Source organism: Nitrospina watsonii, from assembly GCF_946900835.1.
Classification (GTDB): domain Bacteria; phylum Nitrospinota; class Nitrospinia; order Nitrospinales; family Nitrospinaceae; genus Nitrospina; species Nitrospina watsonii.
The window spans coordinates 558,833-574,230 of sequence record NZ_OX336137.1 but is presented as its reverse complement, the minus strand read 5'-3'; the positions used below and the strand labels follow the sequence as shown (position 1 = coordinate 574,230).

Below are 15,398 nucleotides of genomic sequence, written 5' to 3'. Positions count from 1 at the left end.
CGATCGGTCCCCTGTGAGGGGGAGCTTTGCGTAAGCAGGATAAACCCAAAACATAGATTCTTCGCTGACGCTCAGAATGACAACTCAGGCCCCGGTCTGTCATTCTGAGGAGCTCTTGGCGACGAAGAATCTATGGGTTCGTTCTTTAAAAGACTTTTGCAAAGGTATCCTTTATAGGAGGGAATCGCTTTGCATAACTGATGATTGGCGCGGCTCCCCCTTCTGCGAAGGGGGCTGGGGGGATTTTTCCTTCTTCCTACTTGATGATTTTTCCTTCCGTCTCACCCTGCCGCACTCGCGCGCAGGATCAGCGGGAATGATACAGCGCAACGGAAGATAGGAGCGTGGTCACCGCACCGGGGCGGCATCGTTCCGGGCGAACTTCATGAGGTGGGCTTCGAATTCGGAATAAGTACTGCGGGCATCGACGTAGATATAATTCGTGCGCGAATTGGAATTCATCGCAAAGTTGAGGCGCGACAGCAACGTGCCGTTCACAAACATCACGTCCGTCCACGGTCGGGCGGCACGGAACTCCGGGTGCGCCCGCACGAAATCGATGAACATCTCGAACCCCTCCACACACAGGGCGGAAGTGAGGTCCACCAGATCGCACACGGCGCGCAGACCGGTGGAATTGTTCTTGGTGCGCTCCTCCAGCTTCTCGGCACGCGTGACCTGCTGTTCGATTTCTTTTTTCGTCGGCTTCACCGAAAAAACCTCAACGATCTCCTCCGGGGACAAATCGTAGCGGAAGGTCACGTCGTAATCGCTGCGGATGCGTGTGTTGTGCCGCGTCACCCGCACCTTGCCCCAGGTTTTGGATTGCAGGATGGCGCTCTCCGCCGCTTCCGCAAAATGCTCCGCACCTTGCCGACATTCTTCCGCGGAGAGGTTCACCTCGCAGAAAAATGTCGGCAGTTGCAATTTCTTGAATGTGTCCCCAAACCGTTCCTGAATGGTCTCATAGGTTTTTTTCCGAAGCTTCCACACCGTCTGCGTCGTGTCTTCCCTCAACCTGTCCCGCATCGCCGCAGCCGTCGCATCAAAGCGGAGCGACAGGACTTCCGGATTCTCGCTGTTGCCCGCCGAGTCGGTGATGACCACCTCCGCCCACATTTTACGACGCAGCGCCGGATCGGGCTCCACCGACGCCAACGTCCGGTAGCCCTGCAAACACTGGTCGTTGGGAATGGTGAGCGAGCAGTACAACTCGCGAATGAACAGCTTGTCGTGGATGGTGGACTTCACGCCAACAATCCGGTCCATGAACCGTTTTTGTTCTTCCGGCGACAACCGGTCCCGCAGCGCCTGCACCATCTCAGCCCGATCCGCGTTCCACTGGACCAACAACGTATGGAATCCGCCGGTGCGCAAGAAGCGGGTGCTGATGCCGACGCGTTTCAGTCCCGCGTCCGGCACCTCTTCCAGCGCCGCAGCCAGGGTGGTCATGCCCTGCAAACAATTCCGGATGTGCTGCACTTCCTGCGCACCGCCCCCGATCTGTTCCAGAAACGGGAAGCATTCCAGGTTGGCGATGCCGTGCGTGCGTTCCAGATGCTGCTTCTTGAGAACCAGTTGATTGAACGGCGTCGATTCGGCGTGGGCTTGCGCTCCAGGCAGCAACACGGCGGCCGCAAACATTCCAGCTACAGCCGCGAACACGGTGGCAAGGCGAACCCTGATGGAAATTCGTTTCGGTGTCGTCATGCAACCGCCTCCATAAAAATAACGTGGGATGAAGTCACCCCGATTGTACCACCCTTTCGACAGGCAACACCACCGGTGGATGAAGGCCGATTCGAGAGGGAAGGAATCGCGCAATTCGCAAAAGCTGGATCACAGTTTGGACCCCTACGGTGTCGGGCACCCTCAGGGTGTGGGCAGAGATACTTCATGCGCGCCGTGTTGCCGGCACAACTGGCGCGAGGCGGCGTGGCAGGACAGAACGACCACCTGCCGCGTCTTCGCAAACTCCGCCAGCACTGCGACGAAACGGTCGCGGCGGGCGTCGTCGAAATTGACCCAGACGTCGTCCATCAGCACCGGCAACGGTTCGGAATCTTTTTCATACTCCTGGATGAGCGCAAGACGCAATGCCAGATACAATTGCTCGCGGGTGCCACGGCTGAGGTGTTCCACCCGTTTGATTTCGCCGGAAGCGGCGCGCACATCCACCGTATCCGTTTCCATTTTGTAGTCCACGGATGCATACGCGCCACCGGTGATGACTTTAAACCACTCCGACGCCGCCCGGTACACAGCGGGCTGATGCGTTTTCTGATACGCTTCCAACGATTGATCGAGCACCGTGAGCGCCAGCGTCGCCACCGCCCAGTCGCGTCCGGCGCGATCCAGCCGATGCCGGCGCATCTCCAATTGCGACTGCGCCTCGAACAACGCATCGTTGTTCGCCAGCCGTTTCTGCTCCTGCTGACAGCCGCCCAGTTTTTGATCGATCTCCTGCATCCGCTTTTCCAACTCGTTCGCCCGCCCCTGCACTTCGGTCAGGTCGGCTTGAATACGATCCGGATCGGTTCCCTTCACTTCGACGATGAACGCATCGAACGCGTCGCCCCGGCCGACCCGCGACTCGATGATCGATCGGACGCTGTCGATCTTGTCCTTCAACTTTTGAACCTGTTTGCAGACTTCCACCCGATCCAGGAATTCGTTTTCATCTTTCACCCCGATCTTCAACAGCAGGTCATTCAAGGCCTGGCGTTTCTCCTGGCGGCGCTGCTCCAGGTGATCAAACTGTTTCCGGTGTTCCTGCAATGAGGCTTGTTTCTGCTCCCATGCATCGTGCGCCCTGCGATGAGCGTCATACTGTTTGCCCAGCAACTCGATGTTGATGCGCACGTCCTCGTTCACCTGAAAATCCGGAAGCGTTGCGGCGAGCTTCGCCACCCGCTCCCGGGCACGGCTCAACTCGTCCTGCATCCGCTCGATGCGTTGCTTCAACTTGCCGATCTCGCGCAGCGTCTCCTGCAAATTCTTGACGGTCCCCATCAGCACGATGAAATCCACCGGATCCAGCGCGGCATGGAATCCCCGCTCCGTCAACCAGCGCTGCCAGGCGTCGTGCAATTGCTTCTGCGCCGACTCCGCCTGCGCCACTTCGGCGCGGTAATGCTGCTCGAGCGAATCGACCGCGTCGCCTGTGGGGGCCCGCCGGCGCACCCGCCACGCGGCAACGCCCGCCAGCACCAGACCCGCAATTCCAAACAGCGCGCCCAGCATGAACCCCGCCACCCATGCGGCGATACCCGCCGCCACACTCAGCACCGCGACACCCATTGCCATCCACAGAAATTCCGGCGGCACCGGTCCCTGCTCCGCCTGATTCCGCGCCTTGCGTTCCCGGTAGTCATCCAGCGTGCTGTGCGCCGTGCTCACTTTCTGCGCCGCATCCGTCATCCCCTCCTGAACCTTGCGCGCGTGCTGCTTGCAGGCCTCGCCTTCACGAAACGTCCGCAACGCGGCCTCGTCCCATTCGGGACCGATCTCCATCAACTGCCGCTGGAGGCTTTCCGTTTTTTCCCGGCACTCCGACTGCACCCCGTCGAGTTCCTTCACCACATTACGCACCGACTCGGACGACTGGTTGAGGGTCACCGCCTCGGCTTCCCGTTGCAGCAGCGCGGTGTTGACCTGAATGCCGTCGCACTCCGCCTGCAACCGGACCAGCGTTTGTTCCTTTTCCTCACATTGTTTTTTTAAGGACTCCCAATCCGTGCGCAAACCGTGAAATTCGACAATCACCGCTTCGGCGAGATCGGGCACGCCATCCCGTTTCTGCAAGGCTTCCTCCAGCCCCTCCCATTCCACAAACTTCGGAAACAATTCCAGCAGGGTGTTCAGTCTCTGCGCCTGGCGGTTGGCTGCGGCGAGCGGTTCTTTCAACGCGTCACGCCGTTGCATGAGGGATTCGATCTCGGCATGCAGCGCGTCGTACTGAACCAGTTCCGCCTGCATGGTTTTCAACTGCGCTTCTTTCTCGCGGATTTCCGTGGTGAGGGCGTTGAGAGTCTGCGTCCTGCCGCGCACCTTGAACAATGCTTCGCGACGGTCGTTGAGCGATTTCCTGATCCCGGACAAAGACACCGCACCCAGCCCCAAGCCCGCACCGACGATGCGTTGCTTCACTTCATCGTCCTTGACGAAATCCAGTTGCTGCAATTCCTCGATGGTGAAGGCATACACGTTTTTATACAATGCGGCAGGAATGTATCCCAGAAACGGATTGAGGTTCTGCTGGTTCTCCACCGTGCGCGACGGCGTGGCAACACGGACCTGCGTTTTCTGTTTGCTTTGGACACTACGCTGAATCGTCACCGCTTCGCCGCTCACCGATTCGCATTCGAGCGATCCCTCCTGCTTGCCGCCGTCCTCCGGAGCATAGTGATCGGCGAACATGGCGCCTTCGCCGAACAGCACCCAGCGCACGAACTGGAGCAACGTCGTCTTGCCCGCCTCGTTTTCCCCATACAACAGGTTGAGGCCGGGACGCAATCCGGCGACGGACTGGTCCTTGAATGCCCCGAAACGTTTGATATGGAGTTCACGCAGTTGCATGGTCGGTCCGTTTCCTTGCTTCAGTCTTCATCCGGCATCAGGTGATCGAGCGTCACATCCCGCGCCTGCGCGATCCATGCCTTCAGCGTGTCCGCATCCGGCGGCGGCAGGCGTCCACCGCGCTCGCCGAACACCGGCTCCAGCACTTTCTGCCATTCGCCGGGATCGTCCGCATCGAGGACGCCGTCGTAGTGAGCGATGACATCGGCGATGAAATCCTTGCCCTGACGCAGCGCATCGAGATCGTAATAACCGCTGGTGTTCGATTCCAACTCCATCCACACACTCTGCGCGCCGCCCTCGAACTCCGTCAACACCTCGTCGCGCAGTTCAGCGAGTTGTTTCGTATCCTGCAAGTCCCCGTGCCTGAGCGTGCGACCGGTCAGCGTCCATTCGACAACGAGGTCGCGCTCGCCAATCGCCGCGAGCTGCTTGCGGCAGGCGTCCTGAATGGCGGCAGCCACGGCGTTCCACGTGTCGCAGCCGGTCACGTCCAGCACTGTCCGTACATACCGCACCGTGTCCACCGCGTGGAACACGATGTCCGGCGCCTGACCTTTCGCCAGAGTCACCAGGTAGCAGCCTTTCTCGCCGCCTTCCTTGAAATGCCGCGCCTGCGGGTTGCCGCTGTACACCACGGCGGGGTGCGCGTCGCGCAACACCTGCGGCGCATGGATGTGGCCCAGCGCCCAGTAATCGACGGCGACGCCGCGCAGGTCTTCCAGCTTGCAGGGCGCGTAGTTGTCGTGGTTTTTATCGCCGCCGACATTGGTGTGCAGCACCCCGACGGCGGGCACGGCGGGATCGATCTTCGAAAACAACGGTACCAGGTTGTCCAACACTTCCTTCTTCGCGTAACTGATGCCGTAGATTGTGGCCACCACCTGCCCCTCGCGTTCGACGGGAATCGACGCCACTGCGTTGCCGGGGAACACGTGCACGCCGGCGGGCCAGTTCAGGGTCTCGGACCAGGAGCTTAAAGGATCGTGATTGCCGTGCGCAATGAATGCCGGGATGCCCGCCCCCGTCAGCCGTTCGAGCTCGCGCTTGAACCGGAACTGCGCCTGCAAGCTCTTGTCTTCGCCGTCGAACACGTCGCCCGCAATGATCACGGCATCGACTTTTTCCTTTAAAGCGAGGGTGACGATATTGGCGAAGGCTTGCTGTGTGGCGGCGCGCAGGCGGTCGCGCATGGCGGCATCGACCCCATCCAGATTCTTGAACGGGCTGTCGATGTGCAGATCGGAACAATGGATGAAACGGAATCGGGACACGGCACCGCCTGTGTGAAAGACGCATTCCAAATATATTATATTCTGTTCGCTCCGCGCCGGGCGCGGCCCAGCTCCCTTGCGGGGACGGGTTTATGCGTCGCCAAGCCAACGATGGTCAGAGCGCGCAAATTATATTCCCCTCCTTTCCAAGGAGGGGAATGAGGGGAGGTATTGTTGGTGGTTGCAACCCGTGAATACGGGTTGCGTTCCAAAACCCCACCCCAACCCTCCCCTTGGTACAGGGGAGGGAGAAAAAACGCATTCCAAATATATTATATTCTGTTCGCTCCGCGCCGGGCGCGGCCCAGCTCCCTTGCGGGGAGAGGTAACGGGTTTATGCGTCGCCGGGCAAACGATGATCAGGGAGCGTGTTCCAAATACAGTCTGTTCGCTCCGCGCAAATACAGTCTGTTCGCTCCGCGCCGGGCGCGGCTCATTATAGACCCGAACGCGGACGGGTCCCAACCGGATTCAGAACAGCTCGTCCTGCAGGCCGCGGTAAGCCTCATTGATGCGCTGGGTGAGACGCGAGGCCTCCTGCTTCGCCGCCTCGTCGTCGGAGATCAGGTGTTTGTGATAATGCGCCAACTGCTGTTTCCAGGCGCGGCGGCAGGCGTTCAGGTCCGATCCCTCCGGCACGCCCAACGTGGCGTACCACTCCCTGATCACCGCCTCTTTCGCCTCGGGCGTGATGTCCCCGAGTTGCGGCGACGGGTCTTCTTCCGGCGTGTTTTTTTTGATCCAGTCTAAAAACCGATCCAGCATCGCTACGTCTTCGACCTTAATTAATAACCCTGCAATCTTTAAAAATGAGAAACTCACCCTCATCCTGACCTGTCACTCCGTGAGTGCTCCCACGAGGGGAGCAGGAGCCTTGGCATTGACTCCGGGCTCATTCTTTTTTAGCATGAAAGCGACTCGATCCTGAACCCTTAAAAACCGAAACCATGCCCAACGCCGCAACCCCCACAATCGCCGCACCGGAAACCACGACTCTGCCGCCGATGGAGTACCGCCGCTTCGGTCGCACCAACGAATCGATTTCGGTGCTGACCTTGGGCGGCATGCGATTCGAACAGGGCTGGGACGCGCCCCGCGACCACCTGCCGAAAGCGGCGCTCGACAACTGCATCGACACCACCCACCGCGCCCTGGCCTGCGGCATCAACCACATCGAGACCGCCCACGGCTACGTGAAGAGCGAACACCTGTACGGCACGGCGCTGAAAGAACTCGGCACGCCGCGCTCGGCGTACAAAATGATGACCAAGGGCGCACCCATGACCGCCGACGACACACGCCGGCTGGTGGACGAACAACTCAAAGCGTTGCAGTTGGATTACGTCGATTTCTACGGCTGGCACGGCATCAACAATCAGGAACGCCTCGACGCCGCCGTGAAGCCCGGCGGCCCGGTCGAGACCCTGCACCGCCTGCGCGAGGAGGGGCGGGTGCGGCACATCGGCTTTTCCACGCACGCGCCGCTGGATATCATCCTCGCCGCCATGCGCACGAACCTGTTCGATTTCGTCAACCTGCACTACTATTATTTTTTCCAACGCCATCACGAAGCCATCCAACTGGCAGGCAAGATGGATCTCGGCATCCTCATCATCTCACCCAACGACAAGGGTGGGCAATTGTGGAATCCGTCGCCCAAGCTGGAATCGCTGTGCGCGCCGCTCACGCCGGTGCAGTTCAACGGACGCTTCTGCCTGAGCCATCCGGAGATCACGACGCTGACCATGGGCTTCCACGCGCCGGAACATTTTGAGCAGAACCTGGCGATCCTGAACGGTGGCGATTACTTCACGCCGCAAGACGCGCCGGTGAAAGAGACGATGGACGGCCAGACGGCGCGCATCCCCGATTACTGCACGGTGTGCAACCAGTGCCTGCCCTGCCCGGAAAACATCAACATCCCGGAGGTGCTGCGCTTCCGCAACATGCTGGAAGGCTACGGCATGCAGTCGTTCGGCAGGTACCGTTACAACATGTTGCAGAGCAAGGGGCACTGGTTTCCCGGCGAGTTCGCCAACCGCTGCACCGAATGCGGTGACTGCCTGCCGCGCTGCCCGGAAGACTTGAACATCCCCAAACTGTTGTTCCAGACTCACGCCAGGCTGTACAGTCCCTGGCGCATCTGGAAAGGACGCGTCACCAACTGGCTGGAAGTGGCGTGGCTCGGCGTGCGCAACCGGCTGCGCGGCATCGCGGCGCGCTGACGACGCTCCACGGCGCTCAATCCTTCACATCCCTAGAATAAAAAATCACGCCGCGGGGAGAGGCTCGTCCACTTCTTGTTTGCAGCGGCGCAGCCACTTCTGCGCGTTCTGGTAGGTGTCATCCACGGCGAGGATTTTTTCAAGGAACGGGATGGCCTTGTCGCAGCGCAGGATCTTCATGTACATTTCCGCCATCAGGTACATGTACTGCGGGTCGTCCCCGTCCACGTTTTCATAACGGAAACCGGTGGCGATGACCTCGCGCGGCTGACCCAGCCCGCGATAACTGAACATCTGGCTCTGCAACGCTTCCTGGTTCACCGCATCCACCTGCAACACCCGGTCGGAGTACTTGAGCGACTCCAGATGCTCGCCGCGGATGTTATAAAACTTGGCGGCGGCGTTGAGCAGCGTCGTGTCTTCCGGTTTCGTTTCCAGTTTCTGCAACAGGTCGATGAGTCCGATCTGCTGCAACACGGTGCGCATCTCGCCGGGATTCTTCCGCACCGCGTCTTTCAGAACCGCTTCCGCCTGCAGGAGGCGTCCCAGTTCCATCAGGTCATACCCCGTGTACAGCAGGGCGATGGGGTTTTCCGGCTGGCGTTTCTGCACCATGCTTAAAAATTCCAGGCTCTTTTCATACTGCCCCAGTTGATAAAATGCATGGCCGAGGTTGAGCAGCACTTCGAGGTTGCCCGGGTCGGCCTCCACCTGTTCGAGCAGGCCGCGTATCTGTGCCTCCCCGGCTTGCAGGTGGTAACGCAGCAGCCCGTCGTCTTCCGCCAGATCCATCGCCGCCAGCAGCATCTCGCGGTTGGAATACATGACGCCGCGCTGGTACAGATCCATCATGCGGTACTGTTTGCGGAACCGTTGTTCGTCCTCTGCATCGGCATTTTGCACCCGCCGCCAGAACGCGTCTGCCGCCACCCGGTTGAAGACGATGCGTTCCAGATCGGCGGTGCCGACGACGCGGCCGGAGTCCAGATAAAACTCAATGCGCGGCCGGTTGTCGGTGATGAGCGGCCGGTTCTTCGCCAGGGCCTGCAATTCTTCTTCCTGAAACCAGATGTTGGCGAGGAAAGCGGACACGTCCGGAATGTGGATGGCGTCCATCGCCTGCTTCACATACGGCGACTGGAAGCGCTGTTTCAGTTTGGCGAGGTCGAGGTCGATGGGCTGGTCGGAACCGATCAAAATGATTTCATTGGCGACGGACATCCACGCCTCGGCATGCGGGAACACGGACAGAAAGGTTTTGAAATGCATGTCCACTTCCTTGGCGCTCTGGCTGTGCAGCGGCACCCATTGCGCGATCAGACCGCCGGGCTTCAGCCGATCCCGCGCCTGCCTGTAAAAATCCTGCGTGTACAGGTTCACCGTGAACGCCGTGCGCGGCGGTGGCGGCTCGCCGGTGATGACGTCGTATTTTTTATCGGTGGTGAGCAGGAAGTTGCGTCCGTCCTGAATGACGATGTTCACTTTCTTGTTGTTCACCGCATCGTGATTTTCTTTGGCGAAGGCCGGAGCGGCGTTGATGACACTGGGTGAAAGCTCGACGCTGTCCACCGACTTCACACCGGGGTGCATGCCCGCCGCACCGGTGGTCTGGCCGGTGCCGAAACAAATGACCAGCACGTCGTCCGGGTGATCCGACAGCAGGATCGGCACGTGCGCCAGCAGTTTCATGTAACGCGTGGCGATGACGTTCGACGCGGACATCGAAATGCCGTTGGTGATGAGGCGTTTGGCGTCGGGATTGAGCAGGCCGTAGTCGTCCTTGAACACGGCCACGGTGTCGGTCAACCCTTCCTCGAAATACAACAGGCTCTGTATGTCGCGACGGCCGACGCTATCGCGCAGGAAAAACGGATTGAGCAGGTCGCCCGGCATGGCCAGGTTGAATGCGAGGATGACGGCGACGAGGGCCGGGGTGCCGACCTTGCGCACTTTGAGCGGTGCGCTGCCGGTGCGGAACAGGATCGCCGCCGTAAACAGGTTCAGCGTCACCACAACCACCAGGCTCTGCTCGGTGCCGAAGACCGGCAACAGCCAGAATCCCGCCAGCAGCGATCCGGCAATGGCGCCGGCGGTGTTGGCGGCATACACGCGCCCGGTGCCGCCGCCGACATGACGATGATCCCCCGACGCCAGCTTGATGAGGATGGGCAGGCTCATGCCCAACAGCACCGTCGGCACCAGCATCAGCGCCATGGAATCTTGAAGGTAATGGCCGAACGTCGCGCCGGGGTCTTCGAGGCTGTAGCCGTTCCACGGCGGCGACAGCACCGACTGCATGTTGAACAGGGTGAACGTGACATAGCCCGCGATGCCCGCCTGCAACGCCATCAACACCTGGCGCAGGTCGCGGCACTTCGCCATCACCGGCACCGCCAGCAAACTGCCCGCGCAGATGCCGAACAGGAACACGGCCAGCATGATGCTGAACGAGTACACCGTGCTGGCGATGCTGAACACCAAAAGACGCGTCCACAACACTTCATACGCAAGCGCGGTGAGGCCGCTGAGGAAGGCCACCGCCATCCATAGCTTTTGCGATGGCGCAAACCCCTCGACGCCGGGCCAGGTGAGGCGCGGCAGGCGCAGGCTCAGTTTGTGGCCGGGGTTTTCTTCCTGATAGGTGCGGATGCAGCCGATGCCGATGATGAGGTTGGCCACCGCCGCGTACCACGCCGTCTGCGCCACGCCGAACAGCGAGATGAACAGGAACCCCGCCAACAGGCAGCCCACCGAGGCGCCCAGTGTGTTCAGCGCATACAGGTAACTGACCTGCCGGCCGAGGCGGGCGTCGTCGGTGACATAATACTTGCTGATAATGGGCAGAGTCGCGCCCATGAGCGTCGTCGGCACGAACATCAGGAGAAACGCCAGCACCGCCTTGATCGCCGCGAACAGCGCCGGCGACTCCGGCACGAACTGGTGAAACCATGCGTAGAACACGTGGAACTTGTAGAAAATGAGGGTCAGCAACGCCGCCGTGACGCCGATCAAAATCTCGATCAGGGCATAGACCAGCAACGGCGGGTGCCGGTCTTCCTGGGCGGCGCGGTCGATGACATGGCCCCACACATAGCTGCCGAACCCCAGCCCCGCCATGAATGCCGCCAGCACCACCGAAACGGAGTACACCGTGTGCCCGAACACCAGGGTCAGCATACGGGTCCAGATGATCTCATAAACCAGGGCGGTGATCCCCGAAACGAAGAAAAAGCCGTAAATCATTGGGGAACGGGACATTGAAGTCATGCGTGTGGGGCCTTCCTGACCGTTGACATTGAATGAGGGGTGAAGTAGTGTAAAATCAGTCTGTTTCCGAATCGACCATAAATCAAAATTGCGCTTTATTTCAAGCCTGCATTTTGGGAAAATACGCTCATGCAAGAAGATTACACAGCACACGAAAAAGAAATCGAGGCCTCCGACCGCATCGACCACCCGTATGCCGCCGAAAACGGCGTCGAATGGACGGTCGAAGCCTGGGAGCGGGTCAAGCACGCGCCGGAGTTCGTGCGCCCCGGCATCCGCAAGGTGATGGTGCAGCGCGCCGTCAAACGGAATTACAAATATATCACGTCCGACTTCCTCACCGAAATCCGTAACGAATCCATGATGCTGGTCTCCAAACGCGTGCGTCAGTTCGGGTTCGAAGAGTTGTCGATGGGCGCGTTCGACGTCGCCAAGCAGAAGATGTCCGAAAGCCCGCGCAAGGTCGAAGTGATCGAGGAGATCGAGGACTTCCTGTCGCTGCGCACCGAGAAGAAGGAAGACATCGTCGATAAATTCAAGAACTACATGGAGTCGGCCCCCACCAGCGGCATGCCGTGGACGCAGGACGCCGTGGAGAAGATGGAAAAGGTGCCGCCGTTTGTGCTCGGCATGGCCAAGCAGACCATCGAGGCGCGCGCCCGTCAACGCGGCGACAAGATGGTGACGCCGGACATCATCGACGAAGTGTTCACCAACGTCATGCCCGCCTCCGCCAAGGAAGCGATGGGCATGGAAGTGACGGAAGAAGACAAGCAGCGCGATGTCGATTACGCCAACCAGCAGGACGACGAGCCGGATTTCGGCATGCCGTGGGACGACGACGCCAAGGCCAAGGTCATGCGCATCCCCATCCCGTTCATCCGCGAAATGGCGATCCAGCGCATCGAGCAGGAAGTGGGCAAGGAAAACGCTGAGCGCGTGACCATGGACCTGTTCGACAAATACCGCTTTTCATTTTAACCGGCAGCACTGCGGTTCCACCCCAGAGGGCCGACGGATACCAGGACATCCCAACCCCCTCCTGCACTTTGAAAGGAGCGCATCCTGACGTTTGCCAACGTGGATGGATTGCTGGTATTGGGAATGGTGGTGTTCGGTTTCAGCCTGTGGTTGCTTTCGAAAGACGCGCGCACCCCGGCGCGCATCCGCCGCGATGACCCCCGGCGCACCCGCCGCCGCTGACCGCCACGCACATCACCGAAAAAAACAAAAACCGGAATCCCCCATCGGGGCTTCCGGTTTTTTTTATGGCCTCACTCCACCTCTCCCATCAGACCCTGCACGGTCCCGAAAGCAATCGGATTTATTTTCTCATAGGGAACATTGCATTGTCATTCTGAGCGGAGCGAAGAATCTATGTTTTAAACCATACCGCAGGTCGTCCACTCCAAACCCAACACATAGATTCTTCGTCGCCTTACGCCTCCTCAGAATGACAAGCCTGAGATTTTGCTGCCAATAAAACACCAAAAAGCAATCGCGCTCCAAGTTGCCATTCTGAGCGGAGCGAAGAATCTATCTGTTGGTTTCGAACCAATCCCAGCTCAAATCCTCCCACATTGGGTTCATCGCCTCAATCAACTCTAATTTTTTAGTCCGTTTCCACCCCTTAATCTGCTTCTCCCGTTCGATGGCCGCGCTCACATTTTCGGTCTGTTCAAAATAGAGCAATCGATCCAATTTGTACTTTTTTGAAAAACCTGGAACGTCGGAAAATTTGTGCTCCCAGACCCTTCTTTGCAGGTCATTGGTCATACCCGTGTACAAAGTGCCGGATCGGTTGGTCAAAATGTATACGTAGTAGGTTTTCATGAATGACCACTGAAAACATAGATTCTTCGTCGCCTTACGGCTCCTCAGAATGACATAGCAAAAGGTTTTGTGAAAAACCATATATGGGCGGCTCACGGCGCCACCTCTCGCAAACCCCACACAACCACCGTATTGTCATTCTGAGCGCAGTGAAGAATCTATGTTTTAAACCATGCCGCAGGTCGTCCACTGCAAACCCAACACATAGATTCTTCGTCGCCTTACGGCTCCTCAGAATGACAAGCCTGAGATTTTGCTTTTTATAAACCCGTCGGGTAGTCGAGGAAGAGGGATTCGAGGCCGAACTGCTCTTCGAGGTGTTTGCCCACGGCCTTCACGCCGCCGGTCTCGGTGGCGTAGTGCCCGGCGAACATCAGGATGCAGCCGTTTTCCATCGCATCGTGAAACTGGTAGGCCTCGCCTTCGCCGGTGATGAAGCAGTCGAGCCCTTCGCGGATGGCCTCGCCCAAAAGTTTGCCCGCGCCGCCGGTGACGAGTCCCACGGAACGGATGACGCCGTCGCCGATGACCCGCACGTTGGTCTTCAACGCCTCGGACAACATGCCGCCCAGTTCGTGCCCGGTTTTCGGCGCAATGGTGCCGCGCAGGCCGATGTGCTGCCCGTCGTGCAGGGCGAACTCCTGCAAATTTTCGAGGCCGATGACATCGGCCAGTTGCCGGTTGTTGCCCAGCACCGGGTGCACGTCCAGCGGGATGTGCGCCGAGTAGAGGCCGAGGTTGGCCTCCATCATGCGCGCCAGCTTTTTGTAATGCGCGCCGCGCACCGGTTGCAGTCCGCCCCAGAACAGGCCGTGGTGAACGAACATCATGTCGCAGCCGGCGTCGAGGGCCAGGTCGATGGTGGCCTGGCAGGCGTCCACCGCCAGCCCCACTTTTTGGATGTCGCCGGTGTTCTCGATCTGCAATCCGTTGACCGCGTGGGAGGCATCCCTGATATTATGGATGTCGAGCAGTTGGTCGAGGTAATGGCTGATCTGTATAATGTCCATCAACGAAGTATAACAGAAGACGTTGCGGGGGAAAAAGCAACCTCCCCTGTATCCCCTCCCTGGTAAGGAGGGAACTATTATTAAAGGAAGGATTTTTCATTCCCCCTCATCCTAACCTTCTCCCACCAGGGGAGAAGGGACCTTTAAAACTCCCTCTCCCTTGATGGGAGCACTCACGGAGTGACGGACTGGGGTGAGGGTGATAATATTTCCTCCATATTCAAATATTCTATTCACCCGTGCTGCTATGACCGCATTCATCATCCGCAATATCGGCCAGCGTCTCATCCTGCTGGTGTTCATCTCGATCATCGCCCACACCATCGTGCACCTGGCGCCCGGCGAGCCGAGCCTGGTCGATCCCGCCAACCCGCGTATGAAGGCGGAAGACATCCAGCGTATTCGCGACGCCTTTCACCTCGACGACCCCATGCACGTGCAGTATGCCTACTGGATGCGCGACCTGTTCACCGGCGAACTGAAATCGTTCAAGGACAACCAGCCGGTGCTGGCAAAAATCTGGGACCGATTTCTGAATTCGCTGCCGCTGTTTCTCGTCGCCACGCTCATCACCTGGAGCATCGCCTTTCCCATGGGCATCAAGGCGGCGCTGCACCGCAACTCCGCCTTCGATCGCTCGACGACGTTCATCTCGTACGCGCTGATCTCGATCCCCGGCTTCTTCCTGGCGTACGTCCTCATCATTTTTGTGGTGCAGAATCTCAACGTCTCGGTGATCGGCATGCAGACCTTCGGTTTCGAAAACGTCGGACCGCTGTTCAAATCGATGGACTACCTGTGGCACCTGACGCTGCCCTCCTTGATGACGGCGATCACGGGACTCGCGGTGCTGTCGCGCTACGTGCGCTCGCAGATGCTGGAGGTGATCAACCAGGACTACATCCGCACCGCCCGCGCCAAGGGACTGGACGAGGACACGGTGATCTACCATCACGGCCTGAGGAACGCGCTGTTGCCGTTCATCACCATGTTCGGCCTGATGATCCCCGGCCTCATTGGCGGCTCGGTGATTTTCGAAACCATCTTCGCCTGGCCGGGCATGGGCCGGCTGGGATACGAAGCCATCCTGGCGCGGGATTTCCCGGTGATCCTGACGCTCAATTTCATCGCCGCCGTGCTGACCCTGGCCGGCACGCTGGTCTCGGACATCCTGTACGCGGTGGCCGATCCGCGCATCAAGTTTTGAGGAC

General features: G+C 59.2%; 10 protein-coding genes. 3 read left to right on the top strand and 7 right to left on the bottom strand.

Annotation, left to right across the window (positions count from 1 at the left end; genetic code table 11):
• Positions 1-348 precede the first annotated feature (348 nt).
• The 4 genes from QML71_RS02525 to QML71_RS02510 form a co-directional block, all read right to left on the bottom strand.
• Complete coding sequence (locus QML71_RS02525; protein WP_282010328.1) at positions 349-1,710, bottom strand: hypothetical protein; 1,362 nt, start codon at positions 1,708-1,710, stop codon at positions 349-351.
• A gap of 162 nt (positions 1,711-1,872) precedes the next feature.
• On the bottom strand, positions 1,873-4,578 hold the full coding sequence (locus QML71_RS02520) for an ATP-binding protein (protein WP_282010327.1): 2,706 nt from the start codon (positions 4,576-4,578) through the stop codon (positions 1,873-1,875).
• Between the two features lie 20 nt (positions 4,579-4,598).
• Positions 4,599-5,852 carry a metallophosphoesterase family protein gene (locus tag QML71_RS02515; RefSeq protein ID WP_282010326.1) on the bottom strand — a complete coding sequence of 418 codons (1,254 nt, stop codon included), beginning with the start codon at positions 5,850-5,852 and terminating at the stop codon, positions 4,599-4,601.
• 471 nt (positions 5,853-6,323) lie between these two features.
• Positions 6,324-6,617, bottom strand: a complete 294-nt coding sequence (locus QML71_RS02510; RefSeq protein WP_282010325.1) for a J domain-containing protein — start codon at positions 6,615-6,617, stop codon at positions 6,324-6,326.
• A gap of 182 nt (positions 6,618-6,799) precedes the next feature.
• Here QML71_RS02510 and QML71_RS02505 point away from each other — a divergent pair, with 182 nt between their 5' ends.
• The gene (locus tag QML71_RS02505) at positions 6,800-8,077 is read left to right on the top strand and encodes an aldo/keto reductase (RefSeq protein WP_282010324.1); all 1,278 of its coding nucleotides are present in this window, start codon (positions 6,800-6,802) and stop codon (positions 8,075-8,077) included.
• A 45-nt stretch (positions 8,078-8,122) separates the two neighbouring features.
• Here QML71_RS02505 and QML71_RS02500 read toward each other — a convergent pair whose 3' ends face one another.
• Positions 8,123-11,335 carry a fused MFS/spermidine synthase gene (locus QML71_RS02500; RefSeq protein WP_282010323.1) on the bottom strand — a complete coding sequence of 1,071 codons (3,213 nt, stop codon included), beginning with the start codon at positions 11,333-11,335 and terminating at the stop codon, positions 8,123-8,125.
• A gap of 138 nt (positions 11,336-11,473) precedes the next feature.
• On the opposite strand from QML71_RS02500, the gene QML71_RS02495 reads away from it, so the two are divergent.
• Positions 11,474-12,325 (top strand): PCP reductase family protein, encoded by an 852-nt coding sequence (locus QML71_RS02495; protein WP_282010322.1) that lies wholly within the window; start codon positions 11,474-11,476, stop codon positions 12,323-12,325.
• Positions 12,326-12,880: 555 nt separating this feature from the next.
• On the opposite strand, the gene QML71_RS02490 is transcribed toward QML71_RS02495, so the two are convergent.
• The gene (locus tag QML71_RS02490; RefSeq protein ID WP_282010321.1) at positions 12,881-13,177 is read right to left on the bottom strand and encodes a GIY-YIG nuclease family protein; all 297 of its coding nucleotides are present in this window, start codon (positions 13,175-13,177) and stop codon (positions 12,881-12,883) included.
• Positions 13,178-13,437: 260 nt separating this feature from the next.
• Positions 13,438-14,187: a Nif3-like dinuclear metal center hexameric protein gene (locus tag QML71_RS02485; protein ID WP_282010320.1), complete on the bottom strand. Its 750-nt coding sequence runs from the start codon at positions 14,185-14,187 to the stop codon at positions 13,438-13,440.
• 247 nt (positions 14,188-14,434) lie between these two features.
• Between QML71_RS02485 and QML71_RS02480 the strand changes: the two genes are divergently transcribed.
• Complete coding sequence (locus QML71_RS02480; RefSeq protein WP_282010319.1) at positions 14,435-15,394, top strand: ABC transporter permease; 960 nt, start codon at positions 14,435-14,437, stop codon at positions 15,392-15,394.
• Positions 15,395-15,398: the final 4 nt, after the last annotated feature.

Coding starts and splice junctions, on each gene's coding strand:
- QML71_RS02525 (WP_282010328.1), bottom strand. CDS start 1,710: ATGACGACACCGAAACGAATTTCCATCAGGGTTCGCCTTGCCACCGTG.
- QML71_RS02520 (WP_282010327.1), bottom strand. CDS start 4,578: ATGCAACTGCGTGAACTCCATATCAAACGTTTCGGGGCATTCAAGGAC.
- QML71_RS02510 (WP_282010325.1), bottom strand. CDS start 6,617: ATGCTGGATCGGTTTTTAGACTGGATCAAAAAAAACACGCCGGAAGAA.
- QML71_RS02505 (WP_282010324.1), top strand. CDS start 6,800: ATGCCCAACGCCGCAACCCCCACAATCGCCGCACCGGAAACCACGACT.
- QML71_RS02500 (WP_282010323.1), bottom strand. CDS start 11,335: ATGTCCCGTTCCCCAATGATTTACGGCTTTTTCTTCGTTTCGGGGATC.
- QML71_RS02495 (WP_282010322.1), top strand. CDS start 11,474: ATGCAAGAAGATTACACAGCACACGAAAAAGAAATCGAGGCCTCCGAC.
- QML71_RS02490 (WP_282010321.1), bottom strand. CDS start 13,177: ATGAAAACCTACTACGTATACATTTTGACCAACCGATCCGGCACTTTG.
- QML71_RS02485 (WP_282010320.1), bottom strand. CDS start 14,187: ATGGACATTATACAGATCAGCCATTACCTCGACCAACTGCTCGACATC.
- QML71_RS02480 (WP_282010319.1), top strand. CDS start 14,435: ATGACCGCATTCATCATCCGCAATATCGGCCAGCGTCTCATCCTGCTG.